The sequence below is a fragment of the Vibrio sp. 10N.247.311.14 genome (assembly GCF_041467715.1).
GTDB classification, from domain to species: domain Bacteria; phylum Pseudomonadota; class Gammaproteobacteria; order Enterobacterales; family Vibrionaceae; genus Vibrio; species Vibrio crassostreae_C.
Genome location: NZ_JBFSVE010000001.1, coordinates 1 through 20378, shown reverse-complemented (window position 1 = coordinate 20378; position 20378 = coordinate 1). Strand labels below are relative to the sequence as shown.

The following is a 20378-nucleotide window of genomic DNA, read 5'->3' as shown; positions in this document are numbered from 1 at the left end:
CCAAACCTTGGTTTTGACAACAACAGTCCCCACACTCATCGAATCAAGAAGCCAAAAATGCCGATATTACCCGCTGCCTAAAAGTCCCGAGCCGAAGCTCATCAAGCGCGCCAAGTACGTCATCAATATTCTTCGTGCTACTTGTCGTGCTATTCCATACCAGTTTAGAACTTATTTCTTCTCGTTCTTCTAGCAACTCTTTTTCGTTTAGACGGTTGCGCTTAGTGTCAGGATCGGCTTCTGCAAACCTTTCCCACTTTGCATACATACACGACTCAGGGATATCTTGTTCAATCCTCTCGGCATACTCGATCAAGCTTTGTTCAGCAAAGGTGAATAACCACGCTTGTTGATTTGTCGCGCAGTTCACACGAAGAATTCGGCCTAAGACTTGCCTAAAATACAATTCGGTTTTGACCGAACTCATGTGGCAACATACTTGAAGACGCGGAATATCGGTCCCTTCACTAATCATACCAACGCTAACAATCCACTGAGTGTCACTTTGTCTGTACCTTTCAATCTCAGCTAAAGGTTCTTCATGCCGATAGGTCACTATTGAGACCGATTGAGCGTACTTTTCAGAAAGTACCTTTCTAATTGTTTGTGCATGCTGAACTGATGCGGCAACAACTAACCCTCCAGCCGCTGGGGTTCGAGAGCGGATTTCTGTAAGCTTTTTGCAACCTAATCCAAGCAAGTACTCCATCGCATCTTCATTATGAATGATGCTTTGATAAGAGGTCTTAGTCTGCTTAATCATTTCTAATATTGAAGAGAAAGACTCCATCTTCTCATCGTTCGTCACGGTCAAATGCTCATTATCAACCAAAACAATCTTAGGGACTCTGCAAACCTTATCGGCGATTGCTTGCTTCAGCGTGTATTGATAATCAACCAAAAGAATTCCATCTGGGTCGCTATACTCACCAAGAACAATCGGCAAAGAGTCCGAACGCCACGGAGTCCCTGAAAGCGCAAGAGTATACGTTGCGAGTCCTTGAATCTTTGCAAGGACTTGTTGCCCCCAAACATTCGCGTTTTCAATCTCTGAACCAGAACAATGGTGTATCTCATCGAAGACAACGAATACTCTGTGATTTCGCAGCGTCAGCCAAAACTCCTCATTTAGAAATTGAATCGACTGATAAGTGAGAGACCGTCCAATAGAGCCTAATCCTCCATTAAAGGTACAATTAAGAATCTGTGAAAAGGTTATCTTTATTCCGCTTGAAACCGTTAAAGAGGGGGATAAACACAATACAAGGTCAATCTTGTCCTCTTGCAGTAATCTTGAAGCAACCGTCGCAGCCAATACCGTTTTTCCTGCCCCAGGCGTTGCTTGGCAGAAGAAGTGCTGCTGGCTTGAGCTGTATTTATGTAACGCCTTCTCTGAGCACTCTGCTTGCCATTGCCTTAGCACGACGGATTGTCCTCTGAGAGTGTTTTGAGAACACTAGTTAGTACATTTACGCTGCCCAACAATTGTCCTGAATGTTCTTTTGCTTGTTCAAGAAGTGGGATTAACCTCGGTTCTAGTTCAGGAAAACGACCGCAGAGAGATTGATACTCATTAATCTCCCCTAAAACAATCTCTAGCTCACCTTTGTACTGATTGCATTCGTGTCTTAGTACCGAATAATCAGAAGCAGCGGAAAGGGTAGCCTTAGTGTTTTCTGATCCAATATAGACTTGAAGACCTTTAAATAAGTCCGTTTGAAAGTATCGTTTTTGCTGCCCCGTCCCCTCAACTCGAAGCCAATTGTTCTTAACCAAACGTAGGAGTTGACGGTAAACCTTACGACGAGCATCATCCAGATCAACATAGGAGTCATCAATGGAAACAAATGCATCTCTTAGTTCAACAACTAAAAAACCATCCATCTCTTTTTCGATCAATAACTTGTGCATTTCATTACTGATTTTTATACAACGCTTCATGTACTGCATATACCATTAAAATACTAAGGATTGCTTAGTATACAGAAATCGGTAAAACTAAGAAAATCTTAGTTACGATGAGATTAGAGATATGAAACTCAAGTGCCATTCGAAAACCCAATTCCCGTGCGGCTCAAAGAAGCACGCAAAAAAGCAAACCTCTCTCAAAAAGCGTTGGGAGGGCGTATAGGTATGGATGAAAGCTCTGCTAGCCCTAGAATGAATCAATATGAGAAGGGTAAACATACTCCAGACGTACAAACCTTAAAGCTATTAGCCAACGAATTAGGTGTGCCGTTAAGTTATTTCTTTTGTGAAGATGAGATTTCTGCTGAGTTAGCAGTGAACCTGAACAGGCTCTCTGAAAAGGATAAGCAGAAGGTTCTTGATATGACTGCTCGACTGATTGATGAATCGTGGGAGGGTAGTAGTTCGTAAGCTCGTTAAGCGGTTTTAAATCAGAGCCAGTGCCGTTAGCACCAGCCCTATTAATAAATTAAGAGTTACTTGCTATTTAGGTAGTCCAATACAATTTCATGGTGATCTTTAGTCTTGAACTTGTTAAACACATGCTCAAGGTTGCCTGACTCGTCAATCAAGAAGCTTGTTCTTACAACGCCCATGTTTTCACGGCCCATGAACTTCTTGAGTTGCCAAACACCGTACTTCTCACACACTTCGTGTTCTTCATCGGCTAGTAGAGTGAAGTTCAGCTCTTGCTTGTTGATAAAGTTGGTCAGTTTTTTGGGGGTGTCTGGGCTTAAACCAAGTACAACAACATTGTGTGCATCTAGTTCAGCTTTCGTGTCACGCAATCCTTGAGCCTGAACGGTACAGCCAGGCGTCGAAGCGCGTGGGTAGAAGTAGAGCAGCACTTTCTTTCCTTGAAGCTCAGAGAGGGTTACTGGGTTGCTGTCTTGGTCGTTTAATGTGAAATCTGGAGCGATTTGTCCTGCTTCGATAGCCATGGGTTATCCTTACTTTCTTTAATTTACTCTGAATCGAGCTTTGTTATTATTTCAGTGTGTAGTTTTATCTATGCTTGGTGGTGTTGTCTAGTGGTAAGTCTAAACTGGGTTTAGTTACTTTCTGAAGTTGCCTTCAACGATATTATCGGGCCTTGCTTTGACTACCTTATCCATTGCTTTTTCACGCTCACTTTCATGCAGCATCTCCATGAGTTCTTGAACCATCTTTATGTGATTAGCAGCTTGTATAGCTAATGCTTGCTCATGGCTTCTAGCTAGATCTAGATACTCCTTTTTCTTTTTATTTGCTTGAGTCTTATCGCTTTTTAGTTGTTTCACTTCCGCTTGTAATACATCAATAGGTGATTGGCTTGAGTTATCCTGAGCCGCGCGAGCTTCAAGTGATTTACTCTCCACCATGACTCGAACATCCTCATGTCTTCGTAGTGCGCCTACCGAAAGACCTGCTTCCTTCTCAACGGTGCTATTGTTGATTTTTAGTTTGCCCTCTCGGGCTTTTTTCCTTAGCTCTCGGTTTTCTGGACTACCATCTAACAGTCGCCCTAGGGCTTTTACCAGTTTGCTTTTAGTTGCTTGTGTCATTACGCAGTCACTCCGAAAGGAATCAGCAGATTTTCTACTTCTTGTGGTATCTCAACAGGCTCATAACTGATATCTAAGTCATTCATAATGCGCTCGGCAGCCGTGATTTTGATATACGCTTCTGCCGCCGTTTGAGGCGTTAATTCATCATGTTCAATATCCCATAGCATATTGATTTCAGCCTCTTTGCGTTTGGCCTCGGCAAAAACGGCATCGACTATGTAGTCGTTCTTACAGTCCACACACTCTAAAAGGTTGACTTGTGTGCGTAGACTACAACCTGTAGAAGTGCAGTAAACACCAGGGGCGACGGCATGAATGTGACGCTTTTGGTCCTGGATTTGTTTTTTCCAGTAATTGAGCGATAGCATGTCATCATCAACTTTATCTTTAAACAGGTTGTGCTTAGCCTTCATCATGTTTTTGGCAAACTCTTTACCTTTACCGCCAGCGACACGTTCTTTATTCGCCAGTTTCTTGTAGATGTTTAGATAGACCTGCGCTTTTTGAACAATCCTTTCTTCATCAATGGCGTGGACCAAGCTTTGTTTTTGCTTTCTGATTTTCTGAAATTTACTGGCGTTCTTAGCGTAATGTCTTGTCATCGCCATCGATACATGGCTGAACTGCTGCTTGAGTTGTGGAAACGCACAAAGCTCGAAGCCGATAAGGTAGTAGGCAAACGAGCGGCGCAGTTGGTGGGCTGTGAATATATAATCATCACCCACAGTAAACGAGAGGTTAGAGTCGGAAACCTTCAAATCAATCACATCATCATTGGTTAGCGCAAGTTTCTCCCCCAGTGCGCCTTCAAACCAATCCGTAATATGGTTTCCGAGTTGGTTTTTAAGAACTGCACCACAGTCCTCTCTTACCTTATGGAAAAACGCTTGACTGTCTGGGTGGCGCTCTCTAAGTGGTTCGTGTAAAGCCTGCAATATCTCGTAAGCTTTTTTTCCGACTTCAGTAGTGACAAACTCATCTTGCTTTGACTGAGAGCCTTTGGTGGTCTTTGATAGGTCTGCATGAATAATATGAATGGTTTGCTTAGATATAGTTTCTTCTGAGCACCCACTCGCGGTATGAAGGTGAAAGATTTCATCAGAGCGCATGCCCGTTCGAGACATTAGCGCCCAGAGGCAGCCGCCGTTGAGCTGTTTAAAAAGTGACTGAGCCTCAATTAGACTTGCTACTTCCCTTGTTCCTACCCTTAATCTTCTATCAGGGTGGAATTTGTCGATGTAAGCACCTTTGATTTGAGGTTTGTGCTTATAGAGTAACTCAAGGGTTGCTGCTTCTGAGGGGCAGTTTATCGCTAGAAAAGCCGCTTGAAAGGCTATGACTCTTTCTCTACCAACTTCTCTTGTTTTACTTAAATACCACTTGAGTCCGCCATTTTTTAACTTTGGCTCATCACTGACAAGGTATTTGGCGTACCCTTGATAGCTCTTATCAAAGTAGGTTGCAATATAATCTGATAACTTGCTCAGTTCATCTCGGATCGGGTACAGCTCGTCAACTAATGCTTCTGATTCTTGCAGTCCCCAATAATATAATCGCTGAGGGACAACTGTGTATTGCTGGGCGTCTTTAAGAGTTAAGCCAAAATCTGATGCGTTTGTTTTTTTCGTCAGAGCAACGATAAACGGTAAGCCTTTTGACTCGATGTAAATTTTATTGAGAGCAGAATAGGTTGGTTCTCTTTCAAAATCGATATCGGTGAAATCGCTCAGCACCCAAGACTCTAATCGGTTAAAATTCAAAAACTCAAAGCTGTTGTAGCCTTCACTCAAAAGAGGTGGAATGAACTTTTTTAACACGTTGACGGTACAGTAAATGGAATCAAAAGAGTAGTATTTGGGAGAGAGCCACATCATATTCAAAGCAAGCGCCATCAATTGATTTCTAAGGTTGCGCTCCATCACTTTTCCATTAAGCGAGAAGTCTAGTGTGGATATTTTGGTATAGTTGGGTTCAAAGAACGATTGAAGCTTTCGCCACGCATCATTGTTCCCAATTTTACCTAGTGATTCGCCAGTGACGCTAAAGCCAATATCTAGCGTTTCCAAATAATCCCAATCCCCCGACTTAATCGCAGGCCTTAATACGTCGTTCAGGTAGTTTGTGTAGCTGCCAACGTTATTTTGCGCATTTATGATGGCATTTTGTCGGGCAAGATCATGCTTAGGTAGCTTTATCATGGCAGACTCCTAATTAACGATATAAAGCCAAAATGGCGTGGTCAGTGGATACCCTTGGATGACGACCGTTTTTGTTAAACATCGCCATAGCATCTTCGTACACATCTTGACTTGCCCCGTCCAGGGTGAACTCAAAAGCGGCTATCTTTTCATGTACCTCTTCTTTTGCATTGGGGTACTGAGCTAAGGCTTCTTTCAGCACATCAATAAAAGAAATAAGTTTATAGATGGATTGAACCTCATCAACGGCTTTGGCAGACTGACATTTATGGCACATATCGTACTCGGTACAAGGCAGTGTCAAGCCCATTGCGTTGTTGGTTTCGCGCTGCGTGTCTTTACCGCCTGTAATGCTTTGCTGCCCATTACAATGAATGCCATTTGGATTCGTTTTAGCTCTTTCTTCCTCTTGTTTCTTTTTCCATTCATCATGTGCCAGCATTGTAATGCCGAGTTTGGTCACAACCATAGCTTTCGCTTGCTCTAAACTTGTGCCTTCGCCCAATTGCTCCATGACTTGCATGGCTTGTGAGATAATGACCTTGTTTAGTCTCGCGTCACCATTGGTATAATGCTTATCTATGGTTTCAAGTAGATTTTGAAGGAGACTCTGAACACCGCCTTTACCATTATCGGAGTACACTTGGTTGCTGGTCATTTCTCTCCAACGGCTTGATTGAAGTGAAATGAAGTATTCATTTGTCTCAATTGACCATCGATTCATTTGGCTGGATGTGATAGGGCTAATCCCGTCCCAGTCTTTAGGGGCTTGGTTTTCATGACCTCGTTTGAGTAGCAGTCGCTCATATTTAGGGTATTGTTTGTCTGCTAGCTCTGTGGCGAATTGTTCAATATCTTGAATTAACGTCTTATCCGCAGCAGAGATAGAGAAGCAATGGCTTGCACCATCTCGGTATTTTAATGAAATATTGATGTTTCCATCGGAATCTTTCTCTGAGTAGGAAAGTGGCAGCAGGATGCCTTTGAGTGGCAAGTCTGTGTAACACGATAAAATGCAGTAGGCGGTATTGGTTGCGCCTTTTGTGGCATGCATTTTTGAGCATGGGTGAGTCACTTTGCTTACGACTATTCTACCATGCTTATGGGTCTTTTTTTTAAGCTCGATAATATGTTGGTTTCGATAGCTATAAAACAGCTCTTTAAACCATGGAATAATGGATGCTCGAGTGGGTGAGAGTAGGTTTAATTTCACCATCAGACTTTTGTTTAATTCTATTAAATTAAACGTTTCGCTTTTCTCCCCCAGGTTATTGAGAGCGAAGAGTAACCCTGAACCTTCTTCGCTACCGCCGTACAGAGCTGAAAGTGTCTCAAGGGTTTTAATAAACTTCACACCATCACGCTTCTCAACATCGAAGCTCTGATTGGTTAGAACGGCGTCTACTTCTTTGTTTGCTCGTGCTTTAAAGCTCGATACCTTGACCACCTGCAAGCCCTTATCCCGTTCATCAGTATGAATTGTAATTGGATGAGCGATGCCCTGTATGTCGCTATCGTTCAATGAGGTGAAAAAACACATTAGGTGATAAGCCGCCCCCATCACCATGTTAAACGCAGCGGAAGCTCTTACAGACGTGCCATTCTGGCTTGATCCATGTGTTCGTGTTTTTAGAGAGGTTTGAATCGAAATGACTTCTTGGTACCCATTCAAATCAATAACGATAGGCAGTTCATCAGGCAGTTCTAGATTTTCTTTTTTTGCAGCAATGAGCTGCGGGGCTAAGGTGAAAAACAACTCACTCAATCGAGTGACAAGGACTTTCTCCTCAGCATCAGAATAGCCTTGGTTTGGTATTCCTTCACCATTAAATCCTCGATGCAGGAGCGCCCATGAATCAGCGGGTAATCCACACCATATAAGGGCTATGCGAAGTGCTGAAACGATGCCAGGTGTTGAGTTTTCTTTAATGCCAAGCTCATCCCCATGTTGCCTTTCCCACAACTTTTTTGATGGGTGGTACGTTTTTATGCGATGCCGTAACTCACCATCATTCCCCGCGAATTTTAAATAGCCTTCCTCTGATAATGGGTTAACTTTCACAGCATCACAAAAGACGATGAAAGCGCGCAAGCACTCATAAGTTCTCACGACCGTTGATACACGGTTACCATTATCAACATACTGCTTGGCTTTTTTGCAAAAGCTTCTCAAGTATGGTGTACGGCTTTCAATTTTATCGTTATCGCGGTTGGTGCCAAGGTACAACAAATGTGAGACATCAAACTCTGTGACTGCTCTGTTTCTAGAGCTCTTGTAAGGGATAGTAAGACGTAATGGAATCACATTTTTACTATTTCTAACGTGCCTGGCTGTCTTTGAGTTTTTTGCGAGTGGGCTTTTTGCCATGCTACCAACCCCCGTTTATCTTGTTGTTTTTACTCTTTGCGACTCTCAATTGGTCGTCAAGCTTATTCATGAACTTAATATACTTTTCAGTTGTTGAGGTGCTTGCATGGCCCATTAGCTCTGCTAACTCATCCATCAGAAAGTCATAGGCAACCTGTCGCTTTTGATATTCACTCCAAAGCCAATGGGTGGCAAAGGTTGAACGCAAATCGTGAACTCGGTAGTACCAACTAGATTCTATCCCTCGGATGCGCTTTCTTAGTTCCCCAAAATGTACTTCAAGTGTGTTTTCTGTGTACGGGCGGCCTTTATTAGAGACAAAAAGGTAATCAGTGGAATCTAGCTCTTCTTTAGAATCAATCAGCTCTTTACGTCTGATAAGGTTCTTTTGTCGTTGTTTACTTTCTTTGTATTGCTCTAATTCTTCATAAAGCGCTATAGGGATTTCAACAGTACGTTCCTTACTGCCTTTAGTGTGTGTAATGTGAACGGAGACAACTTCGAGTTCACTAAAATCAGTGTGACCAATATTGTGTGCGGGGAAGTGCGTGGCTTCATCAATCCTAAGTCCTGACTCCTCACAAAGTCTAAGCATTAAGGATACAGCTTTTGGCAACGTACCTATGTGTTGATAGAACAGTTCTTTATGATCGAACGTCATAGGCTTTAACTTTTTATAAGCAGGCGTTTTATCGTTCTTGGGAAACATCTTCATGATGTTTGAGATTTCATAGACTCGCTTTGCGCCAGATTGGGTATGAGCAAGCATGTCGTGCTGATTGATACCTTCGTAACTCTCAACCTTACTGAAGTGTGTTAATACGTGTTCATCATCATTTTTGAGGTAACCGTATTTTTGCATCCACTTATAAAAGCCAATCACAGCGCCCATATAGCTTCTTGCAGAGCTAAGTGAGTATGCTTCGTCACCGGTTGCGCTTAGTTTGGCACGGCAGTTTGTTAAAAGGTGTTCTGCAAAGCGCCATGGCGCACCTTCTTCTTCATACTTCGATAGTGTTTTATACGTTAAATATTCAGGTGGTATCTCATTATCGTCTTCATCAGGTTGAGGGTGATGGGTGGAATCTAAGTAGCGAGTAAAAGCCAGTAAGCCTTTGGCAATTGAGTCAGTGTCCTTGACGGCACCATCACCACGCAGTTTAGAGACGAGGTAAAGAGATTGTGGGTAAACAACACTCCCATCAGGCGCAATGATAATATCTGTTTTCTTTAGGCGTGTTTCAATACTGGAAGGAGAAAGGTAGGGTGAATAAGTCACCTCTCCTGAGTCAGCATTGATGCTCTCTGAAACTTTAAGCTTTGCTAATGTATCTACCTCTATGGAAAGCAATCGGTAGTCATCATAAATATCAGAATGTTTTTCATCATGTGTTTCTATCACAAAACAACCCTCAATATGTTACCCACATATCAAAGATAGATTTGTCATAAAAAACGATCAAGGTTTTATGTCATAAAAATTATTCAAGGGTGAATTTTTTCTCGCCCCAAACGCCAAACTGTTCAGCAACGCTGTGGTCTTCATCAGATAGCAGGGTGAAGTTTAGAGATTTCTTCTCAACGAAGTTTGGTAGACGTTTTACTGGGTCAACACTCACACCTAGAACAACCACGTTTAGGTCATCAAGCTGTGTTTTGATATCACGCAGGCCTTCCGCTTGCACAATACAACCTGGAGTCATTGCTTTAGGGTAAAAATAGAAAAGTACTTTTTTACCTTTGAAGTCACCAAGAGATACGATATTGCCATCTTGATCTGGAAGAGAAAAAGCAGGTGCTGGAACACCAGCCGTTAGCGTATTCATGACATTTCCTTTTTAAAGACTGTTTTTGATAAAGTTGAGCGAGCCTTGGACTGATAGGCTCTGACACAGCGAATCGAATTCTTCTTGTAGCTGCATCAAATTACATTCTGATTGCACAGAAGCGGTAATAGAGATATGGAATTGGTCGTTGTCGAGTTGAACCTTAGATTTATTGATGGTTCGTGCACTTAACGAATCGAGGCCGATGTTTCGGTCTGCGAAGAACTGGGTAAACTGCTCAGTAAGTCCGATTTTATCGTCTGACTCAACGAACACCTCTACTGTGTAAGAGTTCTCAATAACATCATGAGTTGAGGTTCGCTTCATAATCGTAATCAAGTCGTGCTCTTGTCCAAGCAAGGGCAAGGTGGTTTCAACGCGGGTAATGTTGTTTGCCTTTCCAGACAGCAGCATGATAAGCGTAAATTCTTCGCCAAACAGGGCGATACGGCTATCAATAATGTTACAGCCTGATTGGGTGACTAAATGAACCACTTGGTTGCATACACCTGGGCGATCAGTGCCCACAGCTGTGATTACTAGATGTTGAGTCATAAAATCACGTCTCTTTATATTCCATTGATTCATGCATGTTAGCACAGTTAGCTCGTGGAATAAGCGTGCGTGCGGGGCTTTTTATGTGCGACCTTGCTTCGAACATGCAACCAATGATAAGAATATCGAGCGCGTTAAAAAATGAGATAGAGCGATGAGAGCACAGCTTACTTGTTACTGACATCCAGTGATGTGCTATCCGCTAGATTGAGTGCAGGTTACCCAAATTCTAGGTAGAACGCCGTTAGAAGTCGTTTTACCTCAAACATACGACAATATTTAATGCAGATGTTGCCGGTAAGCCACTTTAATGTCTTGTGTTTATTGATTGGCTTACAGTAACATGCAAAAAGAATAAATTAAGGGAGATAGACATGTTTTCAGGAAGTATCGTTGCGCTAGTTACGCCATTTAATACAGATGGTGAAGTGGATTTCGACAGCCTTAAAAAGTTAGTTGAGCACCATATTGCTGCAGGTAGTGATGGTCTGGTTGCGGTTGGCACAACAGGTGAGTCTTCAACACTCACTATTGAAGAGCATGTCAAAGTCGTCAACAAGATCGTTGAATTTGCTGATGGTCGTATTCCCGTTATCGCTGGTACAGGTGCAAATGCAACTCATGAATCTGTTCTATTCAGCCGTTTGTTGAATGGTTCTGGTATTGCTGGTTGCCTGAGCGTAACGCCTTACTACAACAAACCGACTCAAGAAGGTTTGTACCAACACTACAAAGCGATTGCTGAAGTCAGTGACGTTCCACAAATTCTATACAATGTTCCAGGTCGTACTGCGGTAGACTTGTTGCCAGAAACGGTTGCTCGTCTTGCTGAGATCGAAAACATCGTTGCACTGAAAGATGCGACGGGTGATCTCGACAGAATTGCAATTCACCGTGAACTTTGTGGCGAAGACTTTATCTTACTAAGTGGTGATGACTTAACAGGCCTAGAATTTGTTAAGCGTGGTGGCGATGGCGTGATCTCTGTAACGAACAATGTTGCAGCCGCTGATATGGCAACCATGTTCAAGCTAGCAAAAGAAGGTAAGTTTGAAGAAGCGGAAGCGATCAATGAGCGTTTGATTCCTCTACATAAGAATTTGTTCGTTGAGTCTAACCCTATTCCCGTAAAATGGGCGGTTCATAAAATGGGTCTGATTGCTGAAGGTGGCTTACGTCTACCGCTGACTGAACTGTCAGAGCCAGCTCAACCTGTTGTTGCTCAAGCAATGACTGAAGCGTGCATTTACTAAAACGTATGAAGTGATGCCGAAGCGAACCTTCGGCATTTAGGAGTATAAATGAAGTATTCTCACCAGCTAGTGATTGGGTCACTGGCTGTTTTCGTTCTTACAGCATGTTCTGGCAACCCGACTCAACGTCGCCAAGCCAAAGATGATTTCGAATACTTAGAAACACCTGAGTTTTCACAATGGCAATTGCCTGTAGATGCTCAGCCTCAGTTCTACCCAAATTTTGACATCCCAAGCGGTGAATTCAGTGGTGGTACTGGTCGTGAAGTGGATATTCGTCCACCGCAACAGGTTCTTGAACTGATCCCGGGTGCTCGTGCTGAGCGTCAAAACGGTGAAGTGACACTATGGCTTCTTCGCGCAGAAGAGGCAGACCGCGTGTGGCAAACGGCTGTAGATATGCTGGCTCAACGTGGTATTGGTATTCGTGAGCAATCAGAGAATGAGATTGAGACCGATTGGGTAACTTGGGTTTCTGAAGATGAAGACGTAGAGATTGGTAGTCGTTACTCTATCTCTCGCTTCCAAGCAAACAACCGTCATGGCTTCAAGATTAATCTGATTGATTGGCGTGAAGGTACTGAAGAGAAAACAGTAACGGCAACCAATAAAGAGCGTTACAACGCGTTCCTGACCAACCTAGTTATGGCTAAGTACGATGAAAACCTTCGTGCTGAAGCGGCGCTGAAAGCGCAAGAGTTGGTGAAGCGTATTCCAATTTCAATGGGTGCTGACCGTAGTGGTTTCCCTGTGATTATTGCTCGTACGCCATATAATGTATTCTGGCAGCGTCTGCCTAACTTGTTGCCTGAAATGGGCTTTGAGCTTGAAGAACGCAATCAATCTCAGGGTACGGTGAAGGCGAAGTACGCAGCACCAGATGATGAGTTCTGGGAAGAAATTGGCCTACAGCCTATCGACTTAGCGCCAGGCACTTACAACTTCCTATTTGGTGACCTTGGCAACCGTACGTCAATCAACGTAACGGATGCATCAGGTAAGCCAGTAGAAGAAGAGCTGCTTAAGTCTATGGTTCCGGTATTAGCGCATATTGCTGACCAAACCAAAGATGACAAAGAAGCGAAAGCTGAGTAGTCATTCAAGCCGTCACAAGCTGAGTTAAATCAGCCTTGTGATTAGCAAAAGCAAATAAAAAAGAGGACACACTGTGTCCTCTTTTTTATTGTATTCGTTGTCATCAGGCTACATTGGTCAATCAAAATTGGTCAATCAAGCTGATTAGCCAAAGCAAAAGGCTATGCGTCTTTATTGTCTTTGGATTCTTCTTTTTCAGCTTTCTCTTGGTTAAGTTTATCCGAGCGATTGAGCTTATCTAAATCTCGCTCAGTTTTACCACGCCCCGTCAGATCCATATTGGCTGTCTGTTTGAGCGCTGCGATGTTACCCACAACAACGCTAACTACGATGATGATGATAACCCAAGGGTTTGTAAGCCACTCCAACATAAGCGCTCCTAATGACTGATATTCGCTACGAAGCGTGCATAGATCTCGTCTAGCTGCTCCATAATAATCTCATACCCTAATACTGGCTTAGATTGGAGTTGCTTGCCAAGTAAAGTCGGAGATAACTGTGATAAACACGACTCCGATACTTTGCGATGGCTGATATGCCATGGTTCGATCGCCACACCACCCAAATCTTGGCTGTAAGGAAAGAAGAAACCAAATTGTGCAGCATGAACTGATAGCCATTGGTAAAACGATTGCTGGTGGCCAGTAAGGTATTCCCATGGTTCTAATTGCAGATGTATGCCTTCAGGTAAGTGGTTACGAGCAAAGACATCGAAGTCACAACCCCAATGATGACGACTCGCGCCGGGAAGCGCAGACCATCTCAGGATAGCCGATAGCTTTTGTTGTTCGGTCAGTTTTGAAGCATCAAGAGGTTGGCTTTCTGAATCTAATATCGGAGCTTCGCCAGAAAACTTACGGTTCCAAATCAGAGATTGCCTTTCATAGTCGCGAAAGCCACTGGCAATCTCCATTTTAAAACCAGCGAGCTGAGCAGCTTCAATCAAATTATTCAGGTCATTCTTAACCTCACTGTGGACCAAGAAGGTCTTGGTGCCGATCAGGCTAGGTTCTAGATGAGAATCTGATTGTCCGGTAAGCTGCTCTGGTGTCATAACGAGTTTCTCAATAATTGGATGCTATGAATCGCTGATGAAAGACTATTTAGCGAATAGGTTCACTAATGTTCTTTCGTACATGTCAGTTAGCTTTTCTAAATCGGCTACCTTCACGCATTCGTTAACCTTGTGAATCGTTGCATTCACAGGGCCTAGTTCAACCACTTGTCCGCCCATACGTGCAATAAAGCGACCATCAGATGTACCGCCAGTCGTTAGCAGTGCTGGTTTCACATCATTGACGTGACCCACTGCATCAACAATAGCATCAAGCAGTGAACCTGCGTCTGTTAAGAACGGGTCGCCATTGAATGTCCATCTTAGGTCGTATTCGAAATCATACTTGTCGAGTGTCGTTGTGATGCGCTCAACGATGATGTCGTTGCTTAACTCTGTACTAAAGCGTAGGTTAAACTGAACATTAAACTCACCAGGGATCACGTTTGAAGCACCAGTACCCGCACTCACATTTGGAATTTGGAAACTGGTTGGCGGGAAGTAATCATTACCTTTATCCCACTCAGTTGTTGCTAGCTCATTAATAGCAAGCAGAGAGCTGTGTACTGGGTTGTTTGCTAGGTGAGGGTAGGCAACATGACCTTGTGTGCCTTTAATCGTTAGATCGCCAGTGATAGAGCCACGACGGCCGTTCTTCACGACATCACCCACGAACTCAGTGCTCGATGGTTCACCAACGATACACATATCGATGTTTTCACCGCGCGCCATTAATGCTTCAACAACACGTACAGTACCGTTGATGAAAGGACCTTCCTCATCTGAAGTGATCAGGAAACCAATTGAGCCTGTGTGGTCTGGGTGTTTGGCAATGAACTGCTCGACGGCAACAATCATTGAAGCCAGAGAGCCTTTCATATCAGCAGCGCCACGGCCATGTAGGAAACCGTCTACGATAGTCGGTTCGAATGGCTTAGTGTTCCACTGTTCGATTGGGCCTGCAGGTACCACATCAGTGTGACCAGCAAAAGCAAACAGAGGCGCTTCAGTACCACGACGAGCCCAGAAGTTGGTCGTATCTTCAAATACCATCACTTCGATTTCAAAACCGAGTGCTTTTAAGCGTTCAATCATCAGGTCTTGGCAGCCTGCATCTTCTGGTGTTACCGATTGACGGCTGATTAGGTCTTTTGCCAGAGCCAAAGTTGGGCTATCTGTCATCCTTGAATTCCTTGTTTAAATAAAACGTCTAGTCATTAATTTTTAGGCGCTGATTCACTGATCAACGTCCTGTTGTCTGTCTATGTAAATACAACGATCTAAGCAAAAATAGCCGCGTATTGGTCGGCTTTAAATCCGATGTGAAGCTTACCCTCAACTTTTAAGATTGGGCGCTTGATCATTGCAGGTTGTTCAACAAGCAAAGTCACCGCTTTTTCTTCTGTTAGGGTGTCTTTCTGTTCTTGAGAAAGTTGGCGATAAGTCGTACCACGTTTGTTTAGCACAAGCTCCCAACCTAGCTCAGAGCAGAAGCTTGTTACTAGCTCTTCTGTGATGCCTTGTTTGCGATAATCGTGAAATTCGAACTCGATACCTTCAGCTTCGAGCCATTTCTTTGCTTTTTTAATGGTGTCGCAATTTGGGATACCAAACATGGTGATAGTCATTATTCTTCCTTTGAGTGATTTTATTTCATTGTTATGAGTTGAATCCTATCAGGAAGCAGCAACCCAGACAAAATAGAGTGATGAATATTTCATAGAGTGAAAAAAAAGCGTAAGAAAATGTCACTATTGGAGACTTATTGATCAGCCTCAACATGTTGTCAGCGAAAAAAGAAATAATTGAGCTGCACATATATAGGAGGTGTCAATGGAGTTGAGTCCTGTTTTTGCAAGGCGGCTATATTTAGCATTGTTAGTGGAAAGCCTTGATAGGCCAAATGTGCCTAAACTCATCGAAAAAACGGGGTGGCCTCGTCGTACTATTCAAGATGTACTCAAGGCGTTACCGGGGATCGGTATCGAACTTATGTTTGTTCAAGATGGGCGACGTCATAATGATGGCTATTACCAGTTATCCGACTGGGGGCCATTTGACAGTCAATGGGTTATCCAGCGTAAAGGCGATATAGCAACAAGCCTTGGATTTAGTGCATAAGCCAGCGAAAGCTGGCTTTCTTTTGGGTGTCATAAAATCAAAGCATATCGATATGCCGCTTTAGTTGCTTACTCGCACAGGTAGGCGGTACCAAGCATAGTCACGGAAGTGCTGAAATCTTGGGGTAGGGTAAAGATGACGGTGTCTGCGCCTAGCTCAATGGCATTCGATTTAAGCTCATTCATCGCACCTTGAATCAGGGCGTCATTGGGAAAGAACAAGTAGCTGTACCAATGACCTTCGCTGCCAGTGATTTCCCCTTTATACTCACACTGCTCGATGTTAATCAGGCCGTGGTAATCCATTTGTACCTTGTCCGCTTTACTATGAGGCGTTGATGTGGGTTTGGTACACCCGAGTAACATGCCACTCATAGCCAAAGCGACTAATTCCTTTTTCATACGTTTACCCTGCTATTGCATCAAATAAATCGCGAAGCCTACCCAGCTTGCGAACAGTAGTAACCACGGCAGTTTAGTGGCGTGATTTGATGGTGTTTCAACACTTGTTTCGATCGTGTCTTCTTGGTGTTGATTAGCTTGTTGAGTCTGTTTTTCTTTCTGTACGCGCTTCTTCGCTTTATCGGCTTGGCGGCTGCGTTCTTTTTGCTGTTTCTTGTACAGTGCGATGCCTTTCTCGATACCCTGAGCAATCAGTTTAGTTTGTTCTTTGGTTTGAGCTGGCTTTTGAGTCGCTTTGGCTATCTTCAGTGCTTCCTGTTGAGATTCAACAGAGGGCGTATTAGTTTTGTTTTTCATACTGAGTTCGACAATTAAAACGGATTGGCTACTAAGATAACGCAAAGCTAGTTAAGTATGAATGATTTGCGTTAAAGTGTTGGTTTGAAAATAAGTGAAAGTGAGATTTGTGCGGTACTCCATAGAACAATACGACAAGCACGGCTTTTTGAAAGCTCCAATCTTGCTCTGGCTAGGTTGGTTGTTTCTTGCGAAAGCCTTGGTCGTTTTCATTGTTGCGGGCGCAAGCCGAGAATCGGGAACCGATATTCTTGAGATAATCTACCCAGACCATCAGATGTTTTATGTCGGGATCGCGTTGAGTGTGCCTAGTTTGCTGCTGATGTGGTTATTTGGGCTAAGATCGCCAGATAGAAAGCGCCTTAACAAAGTCGTGTCATGGGGACGTTGGGTTACCATGATGGCTATCTTGGCACAGGGCTCCCATACGATTTATTTAATCTATTTGGATAACGGATGGTTCCGTTGGTCAAATGGCATCACCCTATTGTTGCTGCTGTGGTTAGCGCTTTATCTAACCAATAGCCATGCTGCAAGGGATTGCTTTAAAGTGGTTGAGCTCGAAGACTGATTCTCATCAAAACATTTGTCCCATTCACAATTATACTTAGAAGCTAAAACTGGAAGGAATAATCTATGCTTAATGTTTCAAATGAGCAGCCTAACGTTCAAAGTGCTATTTTGCCTGAAGCTGGGCCTTTCGCGCTTTACGTTCAACTTAAAGTGAACGCTAATACTGCTAATGTACTAGCAGAAATTCAAAAGCTTCCGACTCTAATCGACGAACTAAACCAAACTCAGCCTGATGCGAACTTAACGGCATCGGTTGCGTTCTCAAAAGCTTTTTGGGATAGGTTCGAGCAAGCAGCGCCCGCTGATTTGATCGACTTCCCTGTGCTGGGTGAAGGTGATATCACAGCACCGAGCACACTGTCTGACGTTCTGATTCACTGTCATTCAAACCGACATGATCTGCACTTCTTTATCTTGCGTAAATTGCTATCTGAAGTAGCAGCTGATGTTGAAGTGGTTGATGAAACTTATGGTTATCGCTTCCTAGACTCTCGTGACATGACAGACTTTGTTGATGGCACTGAAAACCCGAAAGACGCACAACGTGCTGAAGTCGCTATTGTGCCTGAGGGTGAATTCGCTGGTGGTAGTTATGTAATGGTGCAGCGTTTTGTGCATAACCTGCCAGCTTGGAATCGTTTGAATGTATCGGCACAAGAGAAAGTGATTGGCCGAACTAAACCTGATTCAATTGAGTTAGATGATGTTCCTGCGGCGTCTCACGTTGGCCGTGTGGATATCAAAGAAGAAGGCAAGGGGCTTAAGATTGTTCGCCACAGTCTACCTTACGGTACTGCTACGGGCGACCACGGCTTATTGTTCATTGCTTACTGTAACGTTCGTCATAACTTCGATGCGATGTTAGAGAGCATGTACGGCGCAACAGATGGCAAAACAGACCAACTGCTTCGCTTTACCAAAGCAGTGACTGGCGCTTACTACTTTGCACCTTCAACTGACATGTTGAGTGTATTAACGATTAAGTAAATCACCTCATCTGCAGCAAAGAAAGGGAGCCTCAGGGCTCCTTTTTTATTAAAGCTTTATATGAACTGGTCGATATAAGAGCAATCGTGAGTTTTATTCATCTTTTTGTAAGCGAAGGTCTATGGCTATAACTGTCAATACGAATGTCTCGGCGTTAGTAGCTCAGAGAAACCTCTCTAACGCTAATAACATGCTGAACCAATCTTTGGAGCGCTTAGCTTCAGGGAGCCGTATTAATAGTGCAAAAGACGATGCGGCTGGCTTACAGATCTCAAATCGATTAGAAGCACAGATGAGTGGCATTGATGTTGCTGTTCGAAATGCTAACGACGGTATCTCCATTATGCAGACTGCAGAAGGAGCTATGAATGAAACCACTAATATCATGCAGCGCATGCGAGACTTATCCCTACAAGCGAGTAACGGCTCGAATAGTTCATCGGAACGAATCGCTATTCAAGAAGAAGTCACCGCGTTAAATGACGAGCTGAATCGAATTGCCGAAACCACTTCATTCGGTGGTAAAAAACTCCTTAACGGCAGTTTTGGGCACACCTCGTTTCAAATCGGCGGCAGTTCGGGCGAAGCTGTGCAGATTGGTTTGAAAAGCATGCGTACTGATGACATCAACATGGGCGGCTTTAGCTACGTTGCTAATGGCATGGCCAGTGATTCATGGGAAGTGAAATCAAACCAGAATGATATGACGATGTCGTTTACCGATCGTTTTGGTCAGCCACAAGAGATCACCATCAACGCGAAAGCGGGCGATGATATCGAAGAGTTGGCGACTTACATTAATGGTCAAACGGATCTCTTATCGGCTTCTGTTAATGATGACGGACAACTTCAGATTTATATGTCAGGTGAAGATACCGCGGGTACCATCTCTTTTTCAGGTTCATTAGCCAGTGAGCTTTCGATGTCAGCGGGCTATTACGAGTCAGTTAATGACATCAATGTAACGGATGTGGGTGGTGCTCAGCGCGCCGTCTCTATTTTGGATACGGCGATGAAGTATGTCGATAGCCATCGCTCTGAATTAGGGGCAATGCAAAACCGCTTTGATCATGCCATTAACAATCTTGAAAACGTTCATGAGAATTTGGCGACATCAAACAGTCGAATCAAAGATACCGACTACGCCAAAGAAACCACTCAAATGCTCAAGCAACAAATACTGCAGCAAGTGAGCACAACGATACTCGCTCAAGCCAAGCAAGCGCCGAATCTAGCTTTAACGTTATTAGGTTAATGAATTACCTACAATCTTATAAAAGCATTTCAGCTTGGTCGGTGCTTTTTGGCGAATAAAAATACAATTTCTCACTCGACTGACTTCCCGGCAACTTTAGCGATTTTCTCATCTTTTTTCGATAATTTTACGACCAGTCACGCTTTCTTCTGTTTTACCGCTATTTCTTTAAATTTGTTGTTTTTTTCCTAAAGGTTTCGCCAATCACGCCGTTATTAAAAGTAACTTAGAGATAACTACTTGGTTTTCCGAGACGTCGGAAACCGCTATACCGGAAAATCAATTGGAGAAGTCACCATGGCAGTGAATGTAAATACAAACGTTTCAGCGATGACAGCGCAACGTTACCTAAACAATGCAAACAGCGCACAACAGACATCAATGGAGCGTCTAGCTTCTGGCTCAAAAATCAACAGCGCAAAAGATGACGCTGCGGGTCTACAAATCTCGAACCGTTTGAACGTTCAAAGTCGTGGCCTTGATGTTGCTGTACGTAACGCGAACGACGGTATCTCAATTGCACAAACTGCTGAAGGTGCAATGAACGAGACGACTAACATCCTGCAACGTATGCGTGATTTGTCTCTACAATCTTCAAACGGCTCAAACTCAAAATCTGAGCGTGTAGCGATTCAAGAAGAAGTAACAGCACTGAACGACGAACTGAACCGTATCGCGGAAACGACGTCTTTTGGTGGTAACAAGCTGCTTAACGGTACTCACGGTACTAAATCATTCCAAATCGGTGCGGATAACGGTGAAGCTGTAATGCTTCAACTGAAAGACATGCGCTCTGATAACGCTCAGATGGGTGGTAAGA

At 43.5% G+C, this 20378-nt stretch carries 21 protein-coding genes and 2 pseudogenes; 8 read left to right on the top strand and 15 right to left on the bottom strand.

The window, feature by feature from the left end; genetic code table 11:
• Positions 1-43: 43 nt before the first annotated feature.
• Positions 44-1423, bottom strand: coding sequence for a DEAD/DEAH box helicase (locus tag AB6F11_RS00115; RefSeq protein WP_136999089.1), 1380 nt, complete (start codon positions 1421-1423; stop codon positions 44-46).
• Positions 1417-1929, bottom strand: a complete 513-nt coding sequence (locus AB6F11_RS00110) for a hypothetical protein (RefSeq protein WP_269147984.1) — start codon at positions 1927-1929, stop codon at positions 1417-1419. Before AB6F11_RS00110 ends, AB6F11_RS00115 begins: the two co-directional genes overlap by 7 nt.
• Positions 1930-2043: 114 nt before the next feature.
• On the opposite strand from AB6F11_RS00110, the gene AB6F11_RS00105 reads away from it, so the two are divergent.
• The gene (locus AB6F11_RS00105; RefSeq protein ID WP_086774657.1) at positions 2044-2379 is read left to right on the top strand and encodes a helix-turn-helix domain-containing protein; all 336 of its coding nucleotides are present in this window, start codon (positions 2044-2046) and stop codon (positions 2377-2379) included.
• A 65-nt stretch (positions 2380-2444) separates the two neighbouring features.
• On the opposite strand, the gene bcp (AB6F11_RS00100) is transcribed toward AB6F11_RS00105, so the two are convergent.
• From bcp (AB6F11_RS00100) to AB6F11_RS00070, 7 genes and pseudogenes are all read right to left on the bottom strand, one after another.
• Positions 2445-2909 (bottom strand): thioredoxin-dependent thiol peroxidase, encoded by a 465-nt coding sequence (gene bcp, locus AB6F11_RS00100; protein ID WP_086774656.1) that lies wholly within the window; start codon positions 2907-2909, stop codon positions 2445-2447.
• 114 nt (positions 2910-3023) lie between these two features.
• Positions 3024-3512 carry a bacterioferritin comigratory protein gene (locus tag AB6F11_RS00095; RefSeq protein ID WP_136999088.1) on the bottom strand — a complete coding sequence of 163 codons (489 nt, stop codon included), beginning with the start codon at positions 3510-3512 and terminating at the stop codon, positions 3024-3026.
• Positions 3512-5713 carry a site-specific integrase gene (locus tag AB6F11_RS00090; RefSeq protein WP_136999087.1) on the bottom strand — a complete coding sequence of 734 codons (2202 nt, stop codon included), beginning with the start codon at positions 5711-5713 and terminating at the stop codon, positions 3512-3514. The genes AB6F11_RS00095 and AB6F11_RS00090 overlap by 1 nt, the downstream gene beginning before the upstream one ends.
• Before the next feature lie 13 nt (positions 5714-5726).
• Complete coding sequence (locus AB6F11_RS00085; RefSeq protein WP_136999086.1) at positions 5727-8081, bottom strand: hypothetical protein; 2355 nt, start codon at positions 8079-8081, stop codon at positions 5727-5729.
• A 1-nt stretch (position 8082) separates the two neighbouring features.
• Complete coding sequence (locus AB6F11_RS00080; RefSeq protein ID WP_136999085.1) at positions 8083-9483, bottom strand: site-specific integrase; 1401 nt, start codon at positions 9481-9483, stop codon at positions 8083-8085.
• Between the two features lie 91 nt (positions 9484-9574).
• A pseudogene (gene bcp / locus AB6F11_RS00075) lies at positions 9575-9907 on the bottom strand (thioredoxin-dependent thiol peroxidase); the annotation flags it as partial.
• Positions 9908-9919: 12 nt separating this feature from the next.
• Complete coding sequence (locus tag AB6F11_RS00070; protein WP_017060705.1) at positions 9920-10462, bottom strand: glycine cleavage system protein R; 543 nt, start codon at positions 10460-10462, stop codon at positions 9920-9922.
• Positions 10463-10836: 374 nt separating this feature from the next.
• Here AB6F11_RS00070 and dapA point away from each other — a divergent pair, with 374 nt between their 5' ends.
• Together dapA and bamC are read left to right on the top strand one after the other, a co-directional pair.
• Positions 10837-11715 carry a 4-hydroxy-tetrahydrodipicolinate synthase gene (dapA, locus tag AB6F11_RS00065; protein ID WP_102394433.1) on the top strand — a complete coding sequence of 293 codons (879 nt, stop codon included), beginning with the start codon at positions 10837-10839 and terminating at the stop codon, positions 11713-11715.
• 48 nt (positions 11716-11763) lie between these two features.
• Complete coding sequence (gene bamC, locus AB6F11_RS00060; protein WP_017060703.1) at positions 11764-12810, top strand: outer membrane protein assembly factor BamC; 1047 nt, start codon at positions 11764-11766, stop codon at positions 12808-12810.
• 161 nt (positions 12811-12971) lie between these two features.
• Here the strand turns inward: bamC and AB6F11_RS00055 are convergent, their stop codons facing one another.
• The 4 genes from AB6F11_RS00055 to AB6F11_RS00040 all read right to left on the bottom strand — a co-directional run bounded on the left by AB6F11_RS00055 (position 12972) and on the right by AB6F11_RS00040 (position 15492).
• Positions 12972-13181 carry a DUF2897 family protein gene (locus AB6F11_RS00055; protein WP_017060702.1) on the bottom strand — a complete coding sequence of 70 codons (210 nt, stop codon included), beginning with the start codon at positions 13179-13181 and terminating at the stop codon, positions 12972-12974.
• 8 nt (positions 13182-13189) lie between these two features.
• Positions 13190-13864: a M15 family metallopeptidase gene (locus tag AB6F11_RS00050; protein WP_017063385.1), complete on the bottom strand. Its 675-nt coding sequence runs from the start codon at positions 13862-13864 to the stop codon at positions 13190-13192.
• Positions 13865-13909: 45 nt separating this feature from the next.
• Entirely contained in the window at positions 13910-15046 is a 1137-nt protein-coding gene (dapE, locus tag AB6F11_RS00045; protein WP_017060700.1) for a succinyl-diaminopimelate desuccinylase, read from the bottom strand.
• Between the two features lie 98 nt (positions 15047-15144).
• On the bottom strand, positions 15145-15492 hold the full coding sequence (locus tag AB6F11_RS00040) for an ArsC family reductase (protein WP_017060699.1): 348 nt from the start codon (positions 15490-15492) through the stop codon (positions 15145-15147).
• 205 nt (positions 15493-15697) lie between these two features.
• On the opposite strand from AB6F11_RS00040, the gene AB6F11_RS00035 reads away from it, so the two are divergent.
• Entirely contained in the window at positions 15698-15985 is a 288-nt protein-coding gene (locus AB6F11_RS00035) for a helix-turn-helix domain-containing protein (protein ID WP_004734273.1), read from the top strand.
• A 68-nt stretch (positions 15986-16053) separates the two neighbouring features.
• On the opposite strand, the gene AB6F11_RS00030 is transcribed toward AB6F11_RS00035, so the two are convergent.
• Both AB6F11_RS00030 and AB6F11_RS00025 read right to left on the bottom strand, forming a co-directional pair.
• On the bottom strand, positions 16054-16386 hold the full coding sequence (locus AB6F11_RS00030) for a DUF4156 domain-containing protein (RefSeq protein WP_017063387.1): 333 nt from the start codon (positions 16384-16386) through the stop codon (positions 16054-16056).
• A 12-nt stretch (positions 16387-16398) separates the two neighbouring features.
• Positions 16399-16743 (bottom strand): DUF2956 domain-containing protein, encoded by a 345-nt coding sequence (locus AB6F11_RS00025; RefSeq protein ID WP_017060697.1) that lies wholly within the window; start codon positions 16741-16743, stop codon positions 16399-16401.
• 109 nt (positions 16744-16852) lie between these two features.
• On the opposite strand from AB6F11_RS00025, the gene AB6F11_RS00020 reads away from it, so the two are divergent.
• The 4 genes and pseudogenes from AB6F11_RS00020 to AB6F11_RS00005 form a co-directional block, all read left to right on the top strand.
• Entirely contained in the window at positions 16853-17314 is a 462-nt protein-coding gene (locus AB6F11_RS00020) for a DUF2919 domain-containing protein (RefSeq protein WP_017060696.1), read from the top strand.
• Positions 17315-17379: 65 nt separating this feature from the next.
• Complete coding sequence (locus AB6F11_RS00015; RefSeq protein ID WP_102394434.1) at positions 17380-18303, top strand: Dyp-type peroxidase; 924 nt, start codon at positions 17380-17382, stop codon at positions 18301-18303.
• 121 nt (positions 18304-18424) lie between these two features.
• Complete coding sequence (locus AB6F11_RS00010) at positions 18425-19558, top strand: flagellin (RefSeq protein WP_017063389.1); 1134 nt, start codon at positions 18425-18427, stop codon at positions 19556-19558.
• A 297-nt stretch (positions 19559-19855) separates the two neighbouring features.
• Positions 19856-20378 (top strand): annotated as a pseudogene (locus tag AB6F11_RS00005) (flagellin B); the annotation flags it as partial.

Excerpts from the sequence above, each read along its gene's own strand:
- bcp (WP_086774656.1), bottom strand. The coding sequence starts at position 2,909 with ATGGCTATCGAAGCAGGACAAATCGCTCCAGATTTCACATTAAACGAC.
- AB6F11_RS00095 (WP_136999088.1), bottom strand. The coding sequence starts at position 3,512 with ATGACACAAGCAACTAAAAGCAAACTGGTAAAAGCCCTAGGGCGACTG.
- AB6F11_RS00090 (WP_136999087.1), bottom strand. The coding sequence starts at position 5,713 with ATGATAAAGCTACCTAAGCATGATCTTGCCCGACAAAATGCCATCATA.
- AB6F11_RS00085 (WP_136999086.1), bottom strand. The coding sequence starts at position 8,081 with ATGGCAAAAAGCCCACTCGCAAAAAACTCAAAGACAGCCAGGCACGTT.
- AB6F11_RS00070 (WP_017060705.1), bottom strand. The coding sequence starts at position 10,462 with ATGACTCAACATCTAGTAATCACAGCTGTGGGCACTGATCGCCCAGGT.
- dapA (WP_102394433.1), top strand. The coding sequence starts at position 10,837 with ATGTTTTCAGGAAGTATCGTTGCGCTAGTTACGCCATTTAATACAGAT.
- bamC (WP_017060703.1), top strand. The coding sequence starts at position 11,764 with ATGAAGTATTCTCACCAGCTAGTGATTGGGTCACTGGCTGTTTTCGTT.
- AB6F11_RS00055 (WP_017060702.1), bottom strand. The coding sequence starts at position 13,181 with ATGTTGGAGTGGCTTACAAACCCTTGGGTTATCATCATCATCGTAGTT.
- AB6F11_RS00050 (WP_017063385.1), bottom strand. The coding sequence starts at position 13,864 with ATGACACCAGAGCAGCTTACCGGACAATCAGATTCTCATCTAGAACCT.
- dapE (WP_017060700.1), bottom strand. The coding sequence starts at position 15,046 with ATGACAGATAGCCCAACTTTGGCTCTGGCAAAAGACCTAATCAGCCGT.
- AB6F11_RS00040 (WP_017060699.1), bottom strand. The coding sequence starts at position 15,492 with ATGACTATCACCATGTTTGGTATCCCAAATTGCGACACCATTAAAAAA.
- AB6F11_RS00035 (WP_004734273.1), top strand. The coding sequence starts at position 15,698 with ATGGAGTTGAGTCCTGTTTTTGCAAGGCGGCTATATTTAGCATTGTTA.
- AB6F11_RS00030 (WP_017063387.1), bottom strand. The coding sequence starts at position 16,386 with ATGAAAAAGGAATTAGTCGCTTTGGCTATGAGTGGCATGTTACTCGGG.
- AB6F11_RS00025 (WP_017060697.1), bottom strand. The coding sequence starts at position 16,743 with ATGAAAAACAAAACTAATACGCCCTCTGTTGAATCTCAACAGGAAGCA.
- AB6F11_RS00015 (WP_102394434.1), top strand. The coding sequence starts at position 17,380 with ATGCTTAATGTTTCAAATGAGCAGCCTAACGTTCAAAGTGCTATTTTG.
- AB6F11_RS00010 (WP_017063389.1), top strand. The coding sequence starts at position 18,425 with ATGGCTATAACTGTCAATACGAATGTCTCGGCGTTAGTAGCTCAGAGA.